This is a genomic window from Shimia sediminis (assembly GCF_003990645.1).
GTDB classification, from domain to species: domain Bacteria; phylum Pseudomonadota; class Alphaproteobacteria; order Rhodobacterales; family Rhodobacteraceae; genus Shimia; species Shimia sediminis.
The window spans coordinates 105,858-123,369 of record NZ_RYZK01000002.1 but is presented as its reverse complement, the minus strand read 5'-3'; the positions used below and the strand labels follow the sequence as shown (position 1 = coordinate 123,369).

The 17,512-nt window shown below is 56.8% G+C and carries 13 protein-coding genes and 2 pseudogenes; 2 read left to right on the top strand and 13 right to left on the bottom strand.

Annotation, left to right across the window (positions count from 1 at the left end; genetic code table 11):
• Nucleotides 1-53 precede the first annotated feature (53 nt).
• The gene (locus EK369_RS05115; RefSeq protein WP_164726880.1) at nucleotides 54-908 is read right to left on the bottom strand and encodes an alpha/beta fold hydrolase; all 855 of its coding nucleotides are present in this window, start codon (nucleotides 906-908) and stop codon (nucleotides 54-56) included.
• Between the two features lie 389 nt (nucleotides 909-1,297).
• On the opposite strand from EK369_RS05115, the pseudogene EK369_RS05110 reads away from it, so the two are divergent.
• A pseudogene (locus tag EK369_RS05110) lies at nucleotides 1,298-1,750 on the top strand (DDE-type integrase/transposase/recombinase); the annotation flags it as partial.
• Here the strand turns inward: EK369_RS05110 and EK369_RS05105 are convergent.
• The 11 genes from EK369_RS05105 to EK369_RS05060 all read right to left on the bottom strand — a co-directional run bounded on the left by EK369_RS05105 (nucleotide 1,747) and on the right by EK369_RS05060 (nucleotide 14,772).
• Entirely contained in the window at nucleotides 1,747-4,857 is a 3,111-nt protein-coding gene (locus EK369_RS05105) for an efflux RND transporter permease subunit (RefSeq protein ID WP_235871369.1), read from the bottom strand. The pseudogene EK369_RS05110 and the gene EK369_RS05105 overlap by 4 nt on opposite strands.
• Before the next feature lie 41 nt (nucleotides 4,858-4,898).
• Entirely contained in the window at nucleotides 4,899-6,257 is a 1,359-nt protein-coding gene (locus EK369_RS05100) for an efflux RND transporter periplasmic adaptor subunit (RefSeq protein WP_127112625.1), read from the bottom strand.
• Nucleotides 6,254-6,859 carry a TetR/AcrR family transcriptional regulator gene (locus tag EK369_RS05095; protein WP_268920609.1) on the bottom strand — a complete coding sequence of 202 codons (606 nt, stop codon included), beginning with the start codon at nucleotides 6,857-6,859 and terminating at the stop codon, nucleotides 6,254-6,256. The genes EK369_RS05100 and EK369_RS05095 overlap by 4 nt, the downstream gene beginning before the upstream one ends.
• A complete protein-coding gene (locus tag EK369_RS05090) occupies nucleotides 6,859-7,269 on the bottom strand; it encodes a hypothetical protein (protein ID WP_235871347.1) in 411 nt (136 codons plus the stop codon). The genes EK369_RS05095 and EK369_RS05090 overlap by 1 nt, the downstream gene beginning before the upstream one ends.
• Before the next feature lie 128 nt (nucleotides 7,270-7,397).
• Nucleotides 7,398-7,523, bottom strand: coding sequence for a hypothetical protein (locus EK369_RS22280; RefSeq protein ID WP_268920604.1), 126 nt, complete (start codon nucleotides 7,521-7,523; stop codon nucleotides 7,398-7,400).
• A gap of 82 nt (nucleotides 7,524-7,605) precedes the next feature.
• Nucleotides 7,606-8,721: a M24 family metallopeptidase gene (locus EK369_RS05085; RefSeq protein ID WP_127112623.1), complete on the bottom strand. Its 1,116-nt coding sequence runs from the start codon at nucleotides 8,719-8,721 to the stop codon at nucleotides 7,606-7,608.
• A gap of 35 nt (nucleotides 8,722-8,756) precedes the next feature.
• Nucleotides 8,757-9,359, bottom strand: coding sequence for a helix-turn-helix domain-containing protein (locus tag EK369_RS05080; protein ID WP_127112622.1), 603 nt, complete (start codon nucleotides 9,357-9,359; stop codon nucleotides 8,757-8,759).
• A 72-nt stretch (nucleotides 9,360-9,431) separates the two neighbouring features.
• Nucleotides 9,432-11,123, bottom strand: a complete 1,692-nt coding sequence (locus EK369_RS05075; protein WP_127112621.1) for an ABC transporter ATP-binding protein — start codon at nucleotides 11,121-11,123, stop codon at nucleotides 9,432-9,434.
• Complete coding sequence (locus tag EK369_RS05070) at nucleotides 11,120-12,082, bottom strand: ABC transporter permease (RefSeq protein ID WP_438672156.1); 963 nt, start codon at nucleotides 12,080-12,082, stop codon at nucleotides 11,120-11,122. Before EK369_RS05070 ends, EK369_RS05075 begins: the two co-directional genes overlap by 4 nt.
• On the bottom strand, nucleotides 12,079-13,050 hold the full coding sequence (locus tag EK369_RS05065; RefSeq protein ID WP_127112620.1) for an ABC transporter permease: 972 nt from the start codon (nucleotides 13,048-13,050) through the stop codon (nucleotides 12,079-12,081). The genes EK369_RS05070 and EK369_RS05065 overlap by 4 nt, the downstream gene beginning before the upstream one ends.
• A 141-nt stretch (nucleotides 13,051-13,191) precedes the next feature.
• Nucleotides 13,192-14,772, bottom strand: coding sequence for an ABC transporter substrate-binding protein (locus EK369_RS05060; protein WP_127112619.1), 1,581 nt, complete (start codon nucleotides 14,770-14,772; stop codon nucleotides 13,192-13,194).
• Nucleotides 14,773-15,211: 439 nt separating this feature from the next.
• Between EK369_RS05060 and EK369_RS05055 the strand changes: the two are divergent.
• Nucleotides 15,212-16,170, top strand: a pseudogene (locus tag EK369_RS05055) (IS630 family transposase).
• 147 nt (nucleotides 16,171-16,317) lie between these two features.
• Here EK369_RS05055 and EK369_RS05050 read toward each other — a convergent pair.
• The gene (locus EK369_RS05050) at nucleotides 16,318-17,466 is read right to left on the bottom strand and encodes a glycosyltransferase family 4 protein (RefSeq protein ID WP_127112618.1); all 1,149 of its coding nucleotides are present in this window, start codon (nucleotides 17,464-17,466) and stop codon (nucleotides 16,318-16,320) included.
• Nucleotides 17,467-17,512 lie beyond the last annotated feature (46 nt).

Here is a 17,512-nt window from a genome sequence, read left to right as displayed (position 1 = left end):
ATCGAACCTTGGATAAACCGGAGCAAGGCCCGCGAGAGCGGGCCTATTCTGCTTTAGTTGCGGGCACTTTGTGCCAGCCTGGTCACATGCTCGACGATCATTCCAGGCACCGCACCTTCCAGATCATGCCCCATTCCCTCAATTTCGATGAATTCGGCACCGGGAATACGAGCCGCGACGTCGCGACCATGGGCGATGGGCAACAATGCGTCGCCAGTGCCGTGAATGACCAAAACCGGGAGATCAATTCTGCCGAGATCAGATGCGCGCCCTCGCGATGCAATCACGGCGGCATATTGCCGTGTCGCGCCTTCGGGATTGTAACACCGATCAAAAGCGCGGCCGATCAACTCGCTTCGATCTTCTAGGTCAAAGGGGTAGCCTGGGCTACCAAAGGCTCGATCGCAAATCAGAGTATGGGCAATGACATCTTCACGGCTATGCGACGCGGGCTGAGAGAACATCAATTCCCAGACCTCCGGTTCAGCTTGGGGGAGATCCGGTGCCCAGCTTGAGGACATGACTATGGTTGCGCTGAGCAATCGGTCCGCATGATCCAAGGCCATGTGTTGAACAATCCCACCGCCCATTGAGATGCCCATCACATGGGCTTTGTCGATTCCACAAACATCAAGCACCGCAATTGCATCGTCTGACATATTCCTCAGTGTATAGGGCACGTCGACAGGTTCGTTCGCAGCAACTTTCGTTTCAAGCTCTGCAATATCTGGAACTCCGAATTCCGTGAACTTCTGCGTCAACCCCATATCTCGGTTGTCAAAAGTTACGACACGAAATCCTTTCTCTACGAGACCTTCGATCAGAGAATTCGGCCAATGTATGAGTTGAGAACCCAATCCTCGAACCAATAATATAGCTGGCGCATCTTTGGTGCCGTGCTGTTCCACTTCGATGCTTATTCCGTTTGCTTTACAAGTAGGCACAGTAAACTCCCAAATCTCTGTACTTCATGCAGATGCGCCACAAGGCAGTTGCAGCCCCGCTGTGTGAGCAGTGAAGGTGCAGGACACCAATTACTGCGCGTTCAAAATCGAGCATAACGTAGTTTTACGCCTGCCTCCACATGCATGGCTGAAAAAGGGCGGCAGAGATCGAGCAGTCAGGCGCATATGTGCTTGGTCATGACAGAAGAAGTTGGGTTGAGTTGGGCAGCGCGGTCACTTTCTACAACTTCCACAGGCCGCATGGAGCACACAACGGAAAAACGCCTTACGAAGCTCTCAGAGAAAAGCTATAACGGTAACCCGAAATGTCCCACGGGTAGCCGCACCTTACAGGCCCATTGTTTGTGGCCGAGATCAGAAGAAAACCGGCCAGCCGAACGCGGTTTTACCTGAACTGACAATGGCACCTGGACGAGGCCTTCGTGAACATTAGTGGCGCCCAGCATTACCTCTGGCGGGCGGTTGATCATGAGGGCGAGGTGTTGGAAAGCTCAGTCACGAAACGTCGAGACCGCACCACAGCCCTTAAATTCTAGAAGAAAGCAAAAAAACGCTACGTCCAACCGGAGGGCGTCGTCACCGACAAATTGCGTTCCTATGGCGCTGCGGTAAAGGTCATCGGAAATGCGGAGTAGCAGGAGCCGGGTCTCTGGAAGCGCAATTGCGCCGAGAACTCCCACCTACCCATTTGACGAAGAGAGAGGGCCATGCACCGCTTTCGACGCATACGAAGTTTACAGAAATCTGTTTCCGTCCATGCATCCGTTCTCAATCACTTCAATCAGGGCCCGCTAGAAGTCGTCTTGTGAGATTTGTACAGCATGGTTGCGGGGTTCCCCAACCTCTTGCGCATCTGGGCCAATGTGCTGAGGCCCAGATCGTCCAGAATGGCGTAAATTGCCGGAAGCGCGAACAGCACAATCAGGCTGGCAGTGAGCAGGCCGAACATCAGACTGGTGACCAGCGGGATCAGGACTTGCGCCTGAAGACTGGATTCCGTCAGGATCGGTAAAAGCCCGGCCGCCGTTGTCATAGTGGTCAGAAAGATGGCCCGGAAGCGGGCGCGAGCGGCCCGGGCTGCCGCCACGGCCACCGTTGTCGCATCGCCGTGTTCGCGTTTGACAAAATCCACCAACAGGATCGAGTTGTTCACGACCACGCCGGCAAGGGCCACAAACCCAAGCATGCTGGGCATTGAGAAATCCAGCCCCATGGCCATATGCCCAAAGATTGCCCCGGTCAGGGAAAGGGGGATGACCAGCATTACCACGACGGGTTCGACGTAGGAGCGGAACAGAAAGCTGAGCATGAGGAACACCCCTATCAGCCCAAGCAGAAACCCCTTTAGCATGGATTTCTGGGTTTTGCCTGCTTCAGCATTTTGACCTTCAACATCCAAAGCGATACCGGGGTGGCGGGCCAGCAGATCGGGCACAAAATTGGTCAGAACATCTCCGACAATTGCGTTTGCATTTGCAATGCGGGTGTCGATCGTGCCCTGAACAGTGACCGTGCGTATGCCATTTTCACGATTGATCCGGTTGTAGCCCTGTCCGGTCTCGACATCTGCGACAACGCCAAGTGGGATAGTGGACCCATCTGCGCGGGCGACATGGAAATCATCGAATGACCTGAAGGTATCCTGAAATCCAGGTGTGAACTGCGCGGTAACTTCCAGAAGGTTGCCCTTGACCTGCAATTCACTCACGGTCGTACCAAAATAGGCTGCCCTGAGTTGATCCGCGACCATCGCCGCTGAGATCCCCATCGGACCGGCGGCATCGTTCAGCGTCACACGCAATTCGCGTTTGCCCGGTCGCAGATCATCGAGCACGGATGTGACTCCGGCATATTGCCAAATCCAGTCCTGAAGCTCTAGTGACGCGGATTTGAGTTCGGCCAAATCGCCGCCTTTCAGCCGCATATCGATGGCGATCCCGGCCGGTCCGATGGTCGATTCCGCGTATTTCAAGCTGATCACATCAGGCACCGGTCCGACGATATCGCGCCAGAGTTCCATAATGGCGTCGGGTCGGTGCACTCGGTTGGACGAGGGCAAGAGATCTACGCTGAGTGTCGCCACGTGGGCGCCGGTTTCGAACGCATCCCGGTTCTCGCCGTAATAGACGGAGACGTGTTTGACCAGATTCGCCTCCCCTGGCTGTTCGGGCGAGAGTTGCTTGTTGACCTGCTCCAGCCCGTCTTCCAGCTGCGCCACGATCTCTTCGGTCCGTTTGAGCGGCGTACCCTGTGGGAGCAGCACCCGCGCCACAATTGTATCGCCGTCCAGTTCTGGGAAGGCCGTGAACTTGAGGTAGCCGCCCGCCAACATGCTGGCCGATACCAGAAGCGCAGCAAAGCTCAGGCCAGCCGTCACATAGCGCCAGCGAATCGCCAGATCGACAAGTGGGCCGACCAGCCGTTCGCGAGCCCAGACAACAAAGGCTTCGACACGCGCGGTCACGCCCGTTTTTGTTGGCGGCCGGTCGAGGCTGTGGATCAAGTGGTGCGGAAGGATCAGGAAGGCTTCGACCAGCGATACCGCGAGCACAAACATCATGACCACTGGAACGACGCGAAGGACCGCACCGATATCGCCCTTCAGAAAAGCCAGAGACCCGAAGATCAGAGCGGTCGTAGTGAAAGAAGCAAGGACATTGGGAAGGACCTGGGTCGCCCCTTCGACAGCAGCATCCATGGCGCCAAGGCCTTTTTCGCGCTGGCGGGCGATGTTTTCGGCAATGACGATGGCGTCATCCATCAGCAGGCCTATCACGATCAAGAGACCGAGTGTCGTCATCAGGTTCAACGAGTAACCGACCATCCACATCAGGGCGATGCCGCCCATGAAGGACACCGGAAGGCCCATGGCTACCCAGAACGAGAACCGGAACCCGAAAAACAGCCAGAGGACAAGGAACACCAGCGCCAGCCCCTGCAGGCCGTTGACCACGACCAGTGTCAGCCGGTCGCGCACGATTGAGGCCGCGTCGGCGGTAACTTCCATCACCACGCCGGGCGGCCCTTGCTGCCGCTCGGCTTCGATGAAAGCTTTCACCTCGTCAATGACCGTCAGCGTATCTTCGGACCGGGTTTTGCTGATGTCCAGAACGGCCGCGGGCCGCCCGTCAAAGGTGATGATGTCCTCGTCGCTTGAAAACTGTTCGGTGATCGTTGCAATGTCGCCCAGATGGACCTGCCCACCAGAAGCCGAAGACCGCACGACCAGAGCGGCCAAATCGTCGACCGTCCGCCGTTCTTCAGCCACGCGTATCAGCAGGGTCTCGGTCGGGGTGGCGATGTCCCCAGCGGGCAGGTCGACACTGCCCAATTGCACCAGGCGGGCGACTTCTGCGACTGAAATACCAAATTGCAGGAGCGCATCGGGTTTGAGGCCAATGTGTAATTCGCGGGTGGAGAACCCTCGGATGTCGACCTTCGGAATGCCGCCCCAAACCAGCATGCGTTTGCGCGTGTCTTCTGCAAGGTCCTTAAGGTCGGTGCGACGTTCGGGGCCGGTCACGGCGACCGAGGCAACGAAGTCGGTCTGCCCCATGGCGCGGACACGGGCTGTTTCGGTGCGCTCTGGCAGATCGGTAATTCCGTCAATTTCGGATTTCACATCGGCAAGGAAAGCCTGATAATCCTCTCCTTCGCGCATCCTTACAACCGATCGCGCCAGGCCCTCGCGCGCCTCGCATGCCCGGTGGTCAATTCCTGTCACCGCATCAAGCGCATTCTCGATACGTTCGCAGATGGCGGTTTCTACTTCCTCCGGGCGGGCGCCGGGATAGGGCACGGTGATCTCGACTTCGTTTTGCGCGGCACGCGGAAAGGTTTCCCGTAAGAGTGTCGGGGCGACAAATATTCCAGAGATCAGGAAGGCGATCATCAAAAGATTGGCAATGGTCGGATGGCCAGCAAAAAACCGGATCATTCCAATCGCCCCTCTGTCGCCAGCCAGTCCGCCAACGCTCTGTCTTCGGTCACGTCAAGCAACATGCCGTCCACGACGTTGCCCGGCTGGCTGAAGAGAATTCGCGCACCTGGGGCAACATCGCCCGAGATCAAGGCTATCCCGTCCTGCACCAGCATTGTTTCGACCTCAGTCGCCCGCAACCGGTCCTCTGCATCGGCTAGCAAAAGCCGACCTTCGCGCACTGCACTTCGCGGCACCCAGATGCCGCTCTCTGGTTTGCCCTGTAACGAAACCTCAACAAACATTCCCTTAGTCAGAGGGGGCCGTTTCCCGGGTTCGACCTCGGAGTAGGCGGTGTCAACACGCACGATCACCCCCAGGGTTCCGGATTTCGGATCGATAGTGTCGCTGATCCGGTCGACCTTGGCGGGCCACTTGATAATCTCGTCTTCAAGCCGAAGATGAACTTCGGCAGAAAGACCCAGGTTGCGCAGAACTTCCGTCATCGTGGCGGAATCAAGGGCAACCGTTTCTTGACTGCCAAACGAATACTCGAGCAGCGTCTTGAGCGCGGCGATCGGAACTTGGGCTTCGACCTCTGCGGCATCAATACCATCCAGGACGGCGGCAGTTTGACCTGAGCGCAGGAACTGCCCTGTCTCAACGGACACAGAGGCGACGCGCGCGGCGAAAGGCAGGGTCAACTCCGTTCGGGCCAGGTTCAGCTTGGCAGTCTCCAAGGCGGATTGATAGACGGCGATTTGCTCGGTTTGAACGGCCCGTTGCGTCGGGACGAGTGCCAGCGCACTTTCCAACGATTGCATCTTCTGGCGTTGCGCCAGATGGGCGGTGCGCGCGGCATCCAAGCCTGTTTGCGAAATCGTGCCGTTTCGAAGCAGCGTCTCAGCCCGTTCCAGATCAGCGGCCCGCAATGCCAAAACTTCTCTTTCGATCTCAAGCGCTTCGGCCTGGTTGGTTTCGGAGACTGCAATCTCCGATAGCCGCGCTTCGGCGGCGCGGATGTTGGCGTTGGCTTGTGCAATGGCTAGGGTGAAATCGGCGGGCGATATGCGCAACAGAACCGAACTTGCGGGCAAAATAGCACCCTTCTCTAAACCCGCATTGATGTGTTCGATGGTTCCCCCGACCTGGGCAATGGCCTCGTAGGTTCGGGAGGGCCGAGCAAAGCCGAACCCAACCACGCGAGGGGCCACTGCCGTTGTCTGGGCCGTGATCACCCGCACCGGTGTTGCGCGTTCGGTGAGCGGGATGCGGTCTGGCGGGGCGCCGTTTGCGATGACATAGACAAGTGCGGCCACTCCGAGAGCACTGATGGGTAGAGTAATCAGAAGGACCTTTAGACCAGGTCTCATTGGAGTTCTCCGTGTTCTGTTAAGAGTTTAAGCTGGAGGTCCAGCAAACGGGCGCCGGTTCTCAAGAAGTTTTCAGGCTCGCGAAACCGCAGCAGCCTCAGAGCCATTCCCTGGACAACACCGACCAGCAGGTTGGTACAATCCTCGGCATCAAGGTCGGATCGGATTTTGTCTACGGCCTGCGCTTCGGAAATGGCCCGGTGAATGGCCGCACGAAGTCCCCCCATGCAGGTCGTGACCCGTGTCCGAATCGCGGTGGCGTCGACGTTGGGATCGCGCATCACCATTATCTCGGGCAAGGCAGGGTGGTCGTGTAGCAGTTGAAGCTGCCCCATGATCAGTCGCCGCAGACGGTTGAAAGGCTCGGGCTGGCCGTTTGCTGCATGGATGTTGGTATCAATGCGCTGGCACAGGTCGTCGGTGACCGTGTTCCAGATATCGTCCTTGTTGGGGAAATGCTTGTAGATCGCAGGCTGCGTCAAGCCCAGGCGATCGGCGATCATAGCGGTCGTCACGCGATCCGGACCAACCTCGAATGCTAGCTCAAGGGCAGCGCGTGTTATTTCCGCTTTTCGGACGGATGCAGGCTTCCGGGTTCTCATCATCGTGTTTTGGCGCGCCATAAGGCCAAGGCAATTGCTACCCAAAATCCGGTTCGAAGCGTCAATGCGCCGACGGTTCGCAACTCGTAGGCGCCGCCGACTGCCACCCAGATACCGAACCCTATCGTCACCGCACAAGCCACCACGGCGATGGCAATCGACAAGCCCAAGGCCCAAGGAAGAGCGCGCCAAATGGCCAAGCCGGCGGCAATGTAGGCAAACCCGGAAAAAAAGTTGATCCAGACAACAAAAGGCACGACGCGGCCTGCCATCTCTCTCACTGCATCAGGTCCAAACAGGACCTTACCCCCGGAAATGATCGTCGCCGATCCGAACACTATCGCCAAAAAAGCAATGCCCTTTAGACGTGGCCGCGGCCTCAAGGCCTGAAAACTCTCCGTCGTCATCATTGCGCCCCGCAAGTATTGTGAACGACTCATTTAATTTAGTTATTTCTCTATAACTAATACGCCCCACTTGTTGATTTTGTCAAAGCAAACCACTTTGAGGTGTGGAGGTCGGGGCTCATAATCCTTCACTATGACCAGGCGATGGCCACTTCGCTGTTTTTTTGACCAGTCCACAGGTCATCCGCCCGCCGGTCGTGATGAATGTTCGTTTTCAGCCCCATCGATTCAGCCACATCGATCATGAGCGCAGCCATTGAAGGTGAAATCACTTTCAGCTCAATCGCACCACCTGGTGGGGGCGATAGGCCATTTCGAAGGGATGCGTGATATGTGTTTTCAGTCTTTGAGCGGTAGAAGGCGCACTGTACGGTGCATTTCGGACAGGATTTCGACGCCGTCAGCATGCAGGAACGCCACGTCCTCGAGCCGGATACCAAATTCCCCTTTTAGATAAACGCCCGGTTCAATGGAAAACACGTTTCCGACCCTCAAGGGTTTGCGATAGTTCGCCGCAATATATGGGGCTTCATGCACGTCGACGCCCAGGCCATGGCCGGTGCGGTGTAGGAATTCCGGACCGTAACCGGCCTCCTCAATCACCGTACGGGCGGCCTTGTCAACGTCGCTGCATAAGGTGCCTGGCAGTGCGACGGATTTTGCGGATTGCACAGCCTCTTCAACGATTCCTGCAACTTCTATAAGCCGGGCATTAGGCTTATCCCCGTACCAAGCGCACCGTGTCATGTCCGAGGGGTAGCCGCACAAACGACATCCGGCGTCAATCAGCACCACCATGTCGGGCTGCAAGACATCGAGGCTCGTGTGATGGTGCGGATAGGCACTGTTCCTGCCAAAAGCAACGATGCAAAAGGCAGGCTCCGCCCCATTTGCCATGTAGTGATCGATGATGATATCGCGCACTTCGAGTTCGGTTATGCCAGTGCGCAAGGCGTTGAACGCCTGCTCAAAGGCGGCATCGTTCAAAAGGGCGCTGTCTTTCAAGAGCCTACGCTCCTCGGCATCTTTCTCCGCGCGTAAGAGGCCAACTGTGTCCAGCGTAAAGCGGTGTGTTGGGGCATCGAGCTGATCAAGCAAAAGGAACGAGAAATCGGTGCGCATCATCTCGTCCAGCACGATGTTGAGGCCGGGACGTGTGGCGTTTGCATCGCTTAAGAGATGCTTGAAGGCACCGAGAGGACCGTCGGCGTCGCTCCATTCATAAAACGGCACGTCTGCGCATTGGGCGCGCGACGCCTCGGCGTTCAGAGAGGGCATAAGTACGCCAATGTGGTTGGCAGTGACAATCGCCATGACCGGGCGTTCGTCGCCATGGGGGTTCAGCCCCAGAAGCCATTGCATGTGGCTGCCCGGTCCGATGGCGACCAGATCTGTGTTGGTTTCAGCCATGCGCTTGCGCAGCCGCGCCAACCTGTTTTCTTCAATGTCAGACATGGAACTTCTCCAGAGTGGCGCAGTATTTGATGGGGTCAATCCCGATGGCCGGGCAGGCGACTTTTCTGTCCACCTTGCAGAACAACCAAGGTGCCCGTCCACAGCATGCGGGCAGGGGCATCTCCCAAGGTTTTCCACGCATGAGGCGTCATTCCGTTGTAATGCAGACTGTCGCCTTCGCGCAGGGTAAAGGTTTCGCCATCCAGGCTTTGTTCGATAGAGCCGCTGAGGATGTAGATGAACTCTTCACCCTCGTGTTGAAAGGTCTCGGACTGAAATCCCGGAGGGCAGTTCATGATGAAGGCGGACAGCTCGTAACCAGGAAACTCGGTACTAAGCGCCTCATAGGTTACACCAGAGTCCGAAATCGAGAACTTGCGCCGATGGTCAGCGTAGGAAACCGCATCCCCTGGCCGGGGGCGGGTAACAAAGTAATCAAGCCCGAGGTCAAGCGCGCGTGCAATCTGTGCCAAGGTGCCAAGTGAGGGCGTCGCATTGCCCCGCTCGACCTGCGACAGGTAGCCGACAGATACCCCCGCCTGGTTGCAGAGCTCTTTGAGCGTCAGCTTACGCTTCTGGCGGCAATTGCGGATCAAATTGCCCAGCTTGGCCGGTTCGATCTGATCAGATGCTAACATGCAACTCTTCTCCGATTTCCAGAGTAATGGCCCACGCAGGCGGTCGGGGGTATAACAATGCGATGCATTCCGTCAGCTCGACAACTGCGCCAGTCGAGGCATTAGATCGAGCAACTGCGCCGTATAGTCCTGCTCTGGATTGGCAAAGAGAGTTTCAGTGTCCTGTACCTCAATCAACTGTCCTTGCTTCATCACGCCAACGCGGTCACACATCTGACGCACAACTGGAAGGTCATGGCTGATGAACAACATGGTAAGGCCAAGATGTTCCTGCAAATCCTTAAGAATATTGAGGATTTGCGCCTGAATGGACACGTCCAAGGCACTGGTGGGTTCATCGCAGATCAGGAAACGTGGCTGAGTCGCCAAGGCGCGGGCAATCGAGATTCGCTGCCGTTGCCCACCGGAGAACTCATGCGGATACTTGGCTGCTGCGGCGCGGGTCAGGCCGACACGATCCAGCAATTCATGCACCCGCCCGCTGATCTGATCCGGCGGCAAGATTTTGTGGTGCATCAGAGGCTCGGCCACGATGCTTTCCACTTTCATGCGCGGGTTCAGGCTCGAGAATGGATCCTGAAAAATCATCTGGATCTGTTTTCGATAGTTCGCCATTTCAACCTTCGACATCTCGGTGACGTCATCGCCATCAAAATGGATTTGGCCACCGTCAACCGGCAAAAGCGTGCCGATCATGCGCGCGACGGTGGATTTGCCCGATCCGCTTTCCCCGACCAGGCCAAAAACCTCACCGTCCTTGATGTCGAATGACACGTCATCAACGGCGGTGAAGTAGGTGCGCTGCGATGGCAGAATGGCGGATTTTTCGAGAAACTTCTTGGTGATGCCTTTGACCTCAACCAGCTTGCCGGATTTGGACGGCTCTGGTTTGTGCCAGTTGCGGGCGAGGTCTTCGATCTTGAACGTGGTTTCACGGCCGCCATAGCTGACCTGCGGGAAACGATGCAGTTTCACCTGCGGGCGCGGCACGGCAGAGATCAGCGACTTGGTATATTCATGTTCCGGGGCGCTGAGGACCTTGTCGGTCGGCCCGCTCTCGACAACCTCACCCGAATACATGACGGTGACCTGCTCGGTGGTGTCGGCGATCACACCCATGTCATGGGTAACAAGGATTACCCCAACTTGCGTTTCCGAGGCCAGCTCCTTGATCAGGTCCAATACCTGCGCCTGAATGGAGACGTCCAATGCTGTCGTCGGCTCATCAGCGACAATGACCGAGGGTTCGGAACATAGGGCAAGCGCGATCACAACTCGCTGGCGCATGCCGCCCGAGAACTGGTGCGGATACTGGTCGAACCTCGTCTTTGGGTCCGGGATGGATACCCGGTCCAGCAGGGCGAGCGCGCGTTCCTTTGCCTCAGCGGCAGAGACCTTGAGGTGCAGCTGAATGGTTTCGACCAACTGCTCGCCAATGGTGAACAACGGGTTCAGCGAGGTCAGGGGATCTTGAAAGATCATTCCGATCTCGCGGCCGCGAATGGCGCGCTTTTCCTCGGCGCCGAGGTTGTCGATGCGGCGTCCCTTGAGCCATATCTCCCCGGATGCGATGCGCGCGGGATCATCCAATAGGCCGATAACGGCATTGCCGGTCATCGACTTGCCCGCGCCACTTTCGCCGACAACACCGCGAATTTCGCCGGGGTGGATGTCATAACTGACATTCTGCACGGGTTTGAACAGCCCGTGGCGGGTGGGGATTTCGACCGTCAGGTTACGAATGGACAATACGGGTTCGGTCATTTCAGCCTCGGGTTCAATACATCACGCAGCCAGTCACCCAGCATGTTCACACTCAGTGCTAGGGCCAGCAGGGTGCAGGCCGGGAAGAACAGGATCCACCATTCGCCGGAAAACAGGTAGCCTTGGCCGATACGGATCAGGGTACCCAAAGAGGGCTGCGTCGGCGGCGCACCCACGCCGAGGAAACTGAGCGTGGCTTCGGCGATGATCGCCAGCGCCAGTGAAATGGTGGCAATCACCAGCACAGGCGACAGGATATTGGGCAGAATGTGGCGCACCATAATGGCCGAAGGGCGCCGCCCGATCAGCCGGGCCGCTGACACATAGTCCTTGTTCTTTTCCACCAATGTCGCGCCGCGTACAACGCGGGCAAACTGCACCCAGTCACTCAGGCCAATAGCAAGGATCAGTACCCATATCGCCATTTGGTCCCGGTGTTCGATCGGAGTGATGCCCTTGGCAATACCAAAGATCAGCATCGCAACAAGGATGGAGGGAAAGGTCAGCTGCACGTCGGCGGTGCGCATGATGAAACTGTCGATCCAGCCTCCGAAGTATCCGGCCAAAAGACCGAGAAAAATGCCCAGCACCACCGCGAACAGCACGGCTGCAAAGCCCACGAACAGCGAAATCCGCATGCCGTAAAGGATGGTGGAAAACACATCCCGTCCCTGATCGTCGGTGCCCATCAGGAAGGTCTCGCCAGTAAAGGCATTCTGGGCCATCGGCGGTGTGAACCCGTTCATCAGGTTCAGCGACGTAGGATCGAACGGGTTGGTTGTCGCAATCAGAGGCGCGAATACGGCTGACAGGATCAAGAGAAGTGCCACGGCGGCCGACACCATCGCGACAGGCGAACGCTTAAAGGCGTAATAGAGATCGCTGTCCAGTGCGCGACGTAGTCTGGACGGGGTCACGGATTGCGGTTCGCTTTGCGCTGAGAGGGGTTGATCGGTCACTTGGCACTCACCCTTAAACGTGGATCGATGAAGGCATAGAGGATATCAACCAGCAGGTTGATGACGACGAACATCACCGAAATCATCATCAGGTATGCGGCCATGACCGGGATATCGACGAACTGGATTGCGTTGATGAACAAAAGCCCGAGGCCGGGCCACTGGAAAACAGTTTCGGTGATAATCGCAAAGGCGATGATGGCCCCCAACTGTAGGCCGATCACGGTGATGACCGGCACCATGGTGTTTTTCAGCGCATGGCGGTAATTGATAACCCGGTTGCTCAGGCCCCGTGCACGGGCAAAACGGATATAGTCCTGACGCAGAACTTCGAGCATCTCAGAGCGTACCAGCCGCATGATGAGGGTCATTTGATACAGCCCCAGCGTGATCGCTGGCAAGATCAGAGCTTTGAGGCCGGATTCGGTTAGAAAACCCGTGGTCCAGCCGCCGATCTTGGTGACCTCGCCGCGGCCAAAGCTGGGCAACCAGCCAAGCTCGACTGAAAACAGATAGATCAGTAGAATGCCGATCAAAAAAGTAGGCAGGGACACCCCAATCAGCGAGGCGGACATGATGAAATTGGCTGCAAACCCGTCGCGGCGAATGGCGGTAAACACTCCGAGCGCAATGCCCATGACCACGGCAAAGATCGCCGACAGAGCGGCGAGTTCAAGCGTGGCTGGAGCGCGTTCCATGATGATCTCGGAGACTTCGCGGCCCTGACGGTAGCTGACGCCGAAATTGCCTCTGACCGCTTCGTTGAGGAATTTGAAATACTGTACGGGAACCGGTCTATCGAGGCCCAACTGCGTGCGCAGACGCTCAACGTCTTCCATCGTGCGTTCCTGACCGAGCATGTTGTCAATCGGATCACCAACGAAAGTGAACATCGAAAACGCAATGGCGCCGGTAACGACCAGAACCAGAAATGACTGAAACACGCGTTTGAGGATGAATGGCAACATCGCAGAGGCTTTCTTATACCAATGGGCGCGGAGGCGCGTGGCAATTTATCGGGTCGCGGAAGGGATGCCTGCACAGGCGGAGGCATAACCCCACCCTGCAAAGAATGGGCCGCCGGCAACAGACAGGCGGCCCAGATTGGTTTAGTTCATAGTGAAGTATTTGACGCGCGGCTGATCTTCGGGATCAACCTCGATACCAACGCCTTCGCTCATGCCCCAGTTCAACACCTGGTGGTGAATCGGGATGTAGAGTTGTTCGTCCTGAACTACGCGCCAGATGGCGGCGATATCCGCGTTACGGGCGTCCAGATCGGTGTTGGAGGCCAGCGATTTGATCTTGGCGTTGATGTCGGCATTGTTAAAGCCGGTTCCGTTCCAAGTTCCGATGTCGCTTTCACGACCGTGCACGAGGAAGTTGAAAATGTACTCCGAATCGTACGTCGGAACACCCCAACCCAGCATGTAGAAGTCAGTCTTGCTGTCGGTGATCTTGGGGAAGTGCTGAGCCTTTGGAATGGCATCCAGGTTCACTGTGATGCCGATCTGACCCAGCATGCCAACGGCGGCCTGACAGATCGCTTCGTCATTGATGTAGCGGTCATTCGGGCAATCCAGACGGATCGAGAAACCGTCGCCGTAACCGGCTTCGGCCATCAGCGCCTTGGCGCCTTCCATGTCGGTGGAGCTTTCACCGTCCATCGCGGCGGTCCAGCCGTTCACGAAAGGCGGAGCGATCATGCCCGCGGGCTGGGACTGGCCACGCATCACGACCTGACGAATGGCGTCGCGGTTGATGGCCATGGACATCGCCTTGCGCACGCGCACGTCTGCCAGCGGGTTCTTGCCTTCGACGTTATCAGCCTCAAGGTCATCCGCGCCCTGGTTCATGCCAAAGAAGATCACGCGGTTTTGCGGGGCCTGTTTGACCACCAGGCCATCGGCGCTGTCCACGCGGGCCAAATCCTGTACCGGCATATCCTGGAGGAAGTTGATCTCACCCGACAGAAGTGCAGCAACGCGGGTCGCGGCGTTCTGGATTGGTGTATAAACGATTTCGCTAACTTCCATCGGGAAATCGTTGCGGCCCCAGTAATCTTCGTTGCGCGACATGACGGTTTTCACGTCTGGTTCGCGGCTGACCAGCCTGTAGGCGCCGGTGCCGTTCACATTGGTGGTCGCGAAGGTGATCTCGCCACCTTCAAAATCCTGCACGTTGACCGTGTTGTTCGCCTCGGTCCAGCCCTTGTCCATCATGAAAAGGTTGGTCAGGTTCGACGGCAGGATCGGGTTTGGACCGTCGGTTTCGATTTCAACCGTGTGGTCGCCGACTGCGCGCACTGCGGTGATAGAACCGATCAGTTCCTTCATATCCGAGTTTGGCTGTTTCGCACGTTCAAAGCTGAACACCACGTCTTCTGCGGTGAAGTCCGCTCCGTCGTGGAATTTAACGCCCTGGCGCAGGTTGAATACCCAGACGTTGGGGTTGTCAGCCTTGGGGGCCCAGTCTGTTGCCAGCGTTGGCACGAACGCCCCACTGGTGTCGCGGATAATCAGCGGCTCATACATCTGGTGACGCATGGTGTGGCTGGGACCTTCGTTTTGTGAGTGCGGATCCAATGTCAGAGCGTCACCCGCGCGTGCCCATTTAAGGGTTTCCGCGTTGACCACGGCCGTTGACGACAAAAGCGCCGCAACCGCCAGGATTGTTGATGTTTTTTTCATGGTTTCCTCGCTGTTAGTAAGTGTTTTCCACAAGCAGTTTTTTGTTTCTCCTGATCGAAAACTCGTCAGAAATGCTTCTTTGATACTCTGGGTCGCTTGTTTTTTTTTGAACAAGAACGCCTCATCTCAGTGAATGTCGCATGTGTTTTAGGCTTGCAGGTGCTGCTCCGCCAAAGCCTGACGTTGCGCAGGCAGGACACTATGAAAATTAGTTGAGGTATACAATAATAATTTTTCTACCCTATAGGTGGTGGACTTTCGTCGGTTTCTTTCGAGAGGCCTAAAAAGAAGTCGAGATCGAGACGTACGAGGCGTTGTGCGAGCGGTTCCATTCGCCAACACACCCTCTTTCCCGCTAAAGCGCCCGATTAAAAACCTGAATCGCGAAGGATTCCCATAAGCGCTGATTTGTGATTCACCCTGTTTGGGAGGATGGATCATGTCAGCACCGATGCCGTATGCGCTTCGAGCGCGGTTTCAGGAACTGGTTGAAGGAGGGTTGAGCGGGCGCGCCGCGGCGTTGCGCCTGAAGCTCTCGCCTGCCACCGGGGCGCGGTGGGGTCTTGCGATCCGGCGCACGGGACAGGCCAGAGCTGCGCCTCAGGGACGCCCGCGCGGCAAGGGCAAGCTTGATCCGCATCGCTCATTTCTGATCGAATTGATTGATCAGGACGGCGATATGACCATGCCCGAACTGGCAGGTGCGCTGGCGGATGCGACCGGAGTTCAGGCGCACCCGGATGCGATTGGCCGGGTCCTGCGCAAGCTTGGCTTCACTTATAAAAAAAGACGCTGGTCGCGACCGAGCGACGCCGTGCAAAGGTAAGGAAGCAGCGCGAGGATTGGGTCAGATACCGCCTGCCAGCGGTCGCAGCCCGGCCGGAACGTGTTGTCTTCATTGACGAAACCTCTGTCAAAACGAACCTGACCCGCCAACGTGGGTGGTCACAACGGGGCGCGCGGCTGGTGATGGGTGCGCCCTTTGAGTTTTGAGGAACGCAGACCTTTATCGCAGGCCTCGGCGCTGACGCGCTGATTGCACCTTGGGTCATCAAGGGCGCGATGGATGGCGAAGCTTTTGCTGCTTACATTGAACAGGTGCTGATACCAGAACTGGAACCGGGCACCGTCGTCATCCTGGACAACCTGGCCACGCACAAGAATGCCGCAGCCGCCAAAGCCATGCGTGAAACTGGGTGTTGGGTCTTGTTCCTGCCGCCATACAGCCCCGACTTGAACCCGATCGAGATGGCGTTCTCGAAGCTGAAAGCTTACCTGCGAAGGGTCGGCGTGCGAACCTACACGGACATGTTGCACGCTCTCACAGAAATCTGCGACCTCTATAAGCCAGAAGAATGCTGGAACTACTTCAAGGCTGCCGGGTATGTCTCAGGTTAAAGGTCGGATGCTTTAGGGCAGATCAAAACTCATGGTGAACCGCACTGCAGCACTGACCGAGCCGTGCGGTCTTTGCGAAAAATAGGGACAGTGATCTTGTCCATTTAGGGAAGGTTTCGAGTTGGCTGGCAGTGCCTTTCAAAAAAATCAACTCGATTGAGCGTCGCAAGTATTTAGTTGTTCGTGGATATGCTTGCGCATCCTGTTGGCAACCGCAGACCAGTCATAGCGGTCCTCGGCGAGCTGTCTGCCGGCGTTTCCCATGTCCGCCCGCATTGTTTGATCGTTCAAAATCGTGTCCAATCGGTTGGCTAGCGCGTCGACATCGCCAGGCTGGATCAGAAAACCGTTAAGACTGTCTATGACCATATCCGGAACCGCGCCGACGCGGGTGGCGAGGATGGGCAGCGATTGCCACATCGCCTCAACGAAAACGATGCCAAAGGGCTCGACGCGGGTAGGCAGGCAGAAGACAGATGCCTCTTCGTACCATTTCGGCATTTCCTCCAAGGGCACACGCCCAACAACTTTGCATTGCGGCGTTTGCCCAATGTCAGGTGAACACCCAACAATGGTAAGGCTAGCATCAGGGTGGCGCGGTAGTATCTTTTGAAACGCTGCCAGCAAGGTTGGTCCACCTTTTCGAATCCAGTCCACGCCAGCGAAAAGAATGTTCTTCTGACTATACCGGTCAGGGGTAGGCATTGGCGTGGTCGGGGCCGCTGCATTGCTGCCTGCGTACACACATCGGATCTTGTCCGCCCCGCATTGGTATTGGTCCTCAAGCGAGGCGCTCACATTGGAACTGCGTGTGAACACTGTTGTCGCGTTTTGGTAGATAGTTTTTTCACAGTCGATCCAGCCCTTGCTATAGAGCGCCGAAGGGTCGAAGTCTTCGAAGTTAAGGTTCTCCAGATGGGTGTGGTCCGTGTAGATAAAGTGCGGCACTCCCTTCACACTGGCGTCAAACAGAGACTGCATCTGAAACGTGAAGGCATATTGCTCCGGGTCAATCAGCTTTCCGGCTTGCTGTTTGATCCAGTCAAAAACCCAAGGTGTTCGAAAGGCGGCGTACTTGAATTTCTTGTGCCCTCTCAGCAAATCGGGGGCGTACGTTACTCCGGCAACTCCGGCTGCAGTGAGCATCGCCAGCGGTGCATTTTTTAAAAGAGGCAGAATGTAGAACTCGTCAATTTGAGAGTCGGGATACGCTGCCTTCAACGCTTCCAGCGTCTTTTGGTTGGCAGGAGGTGCTGGTGGGGATGGCGTAAGGGAAAAAAAAGCAATTTTGCGCAACGATCCACCTGTTCGCACTGGGGTTTGCTAATGCTGCGCAGACAAT

What these genes read in the sequence shown, in the direction of transcription:
- EK369_RS05105 (WP_235871369.1), bottom strand. Translation starts at nt 4,857, where the DNA reads ATGATCGCCTTCCTGATCTCTGGAATATTTGTCGCCCCGACACTCTTA.
- EK369_RS05065 (WP_127112620.1), bottom strand. Translation starts at nt 13,050, where the DNA reads ATGTTGCCATTCATCCTCAAACGCGTGTTTCAGTCATTTCTGGTTCTG.
- EK369_RS05080 (WP_127112622.1), bottom strand. Translation starts at nt 9,359, where the DNA reads ATGTTAGCATCTGATCAGATCGAACCGGCCAAGCTGGGCAATTTGATC.
- EK369_RS05095 (WP_268920609.1), bottom strand. Translation starts at nt 6,859, where the DNA reads ATGAGAACCCGGAAGCCTGCATCCGTCCGAAAAGCGGAAATAACACGC.
- EK369_RS05075 (WP_127112621.1), bottom strand. Translation starts at nt 11,123, where the DNA reads ATGACCGAACCCGTATTGTCCATTCGTAACCTGACGGTCGAAATCCCC.
- EK369_RS05060 (WP_127112619.1), bottom strand. Translation starts at nt 14,772, where the DNA reads ATGAAAAAAACATCAACAATCCTGGCGGTTGCGGCGCTTTTGTCGTCA.
- EK369_RS05085 (WP_127112623.1), bottom strand. Translation starts at nt 8,721, where the DNA reads ATGTCTGACATTGAAGAAAACAGGTTGGCGCGGCTGCGCAAGCGCATG.
- EK369_RS05090 (WP_235871347.1), bottom strand. Translation starts at nt 7,269, where the DNA reads ATGATGACGACGGAGAGTTTTCAGGCCTTGAGGCCGCGGCCACGTCTA.
- EK369_RS05100 (WP_127112625.1), bottom strand. Translation starts at nt 6,257, where the DNA reads ATGAGACCTGGTCTAAAGGTCCTTCTGATTACTCTACCCATCAGTGCT.
- EK369_RS22280 (WP_268920604.1), bottom strand. Translation starts at nt 7,523, where the DNA reads ATGGCTGCGCTCATGATCGATGTGGCTGAATCGATGGGGCTGAAAACG.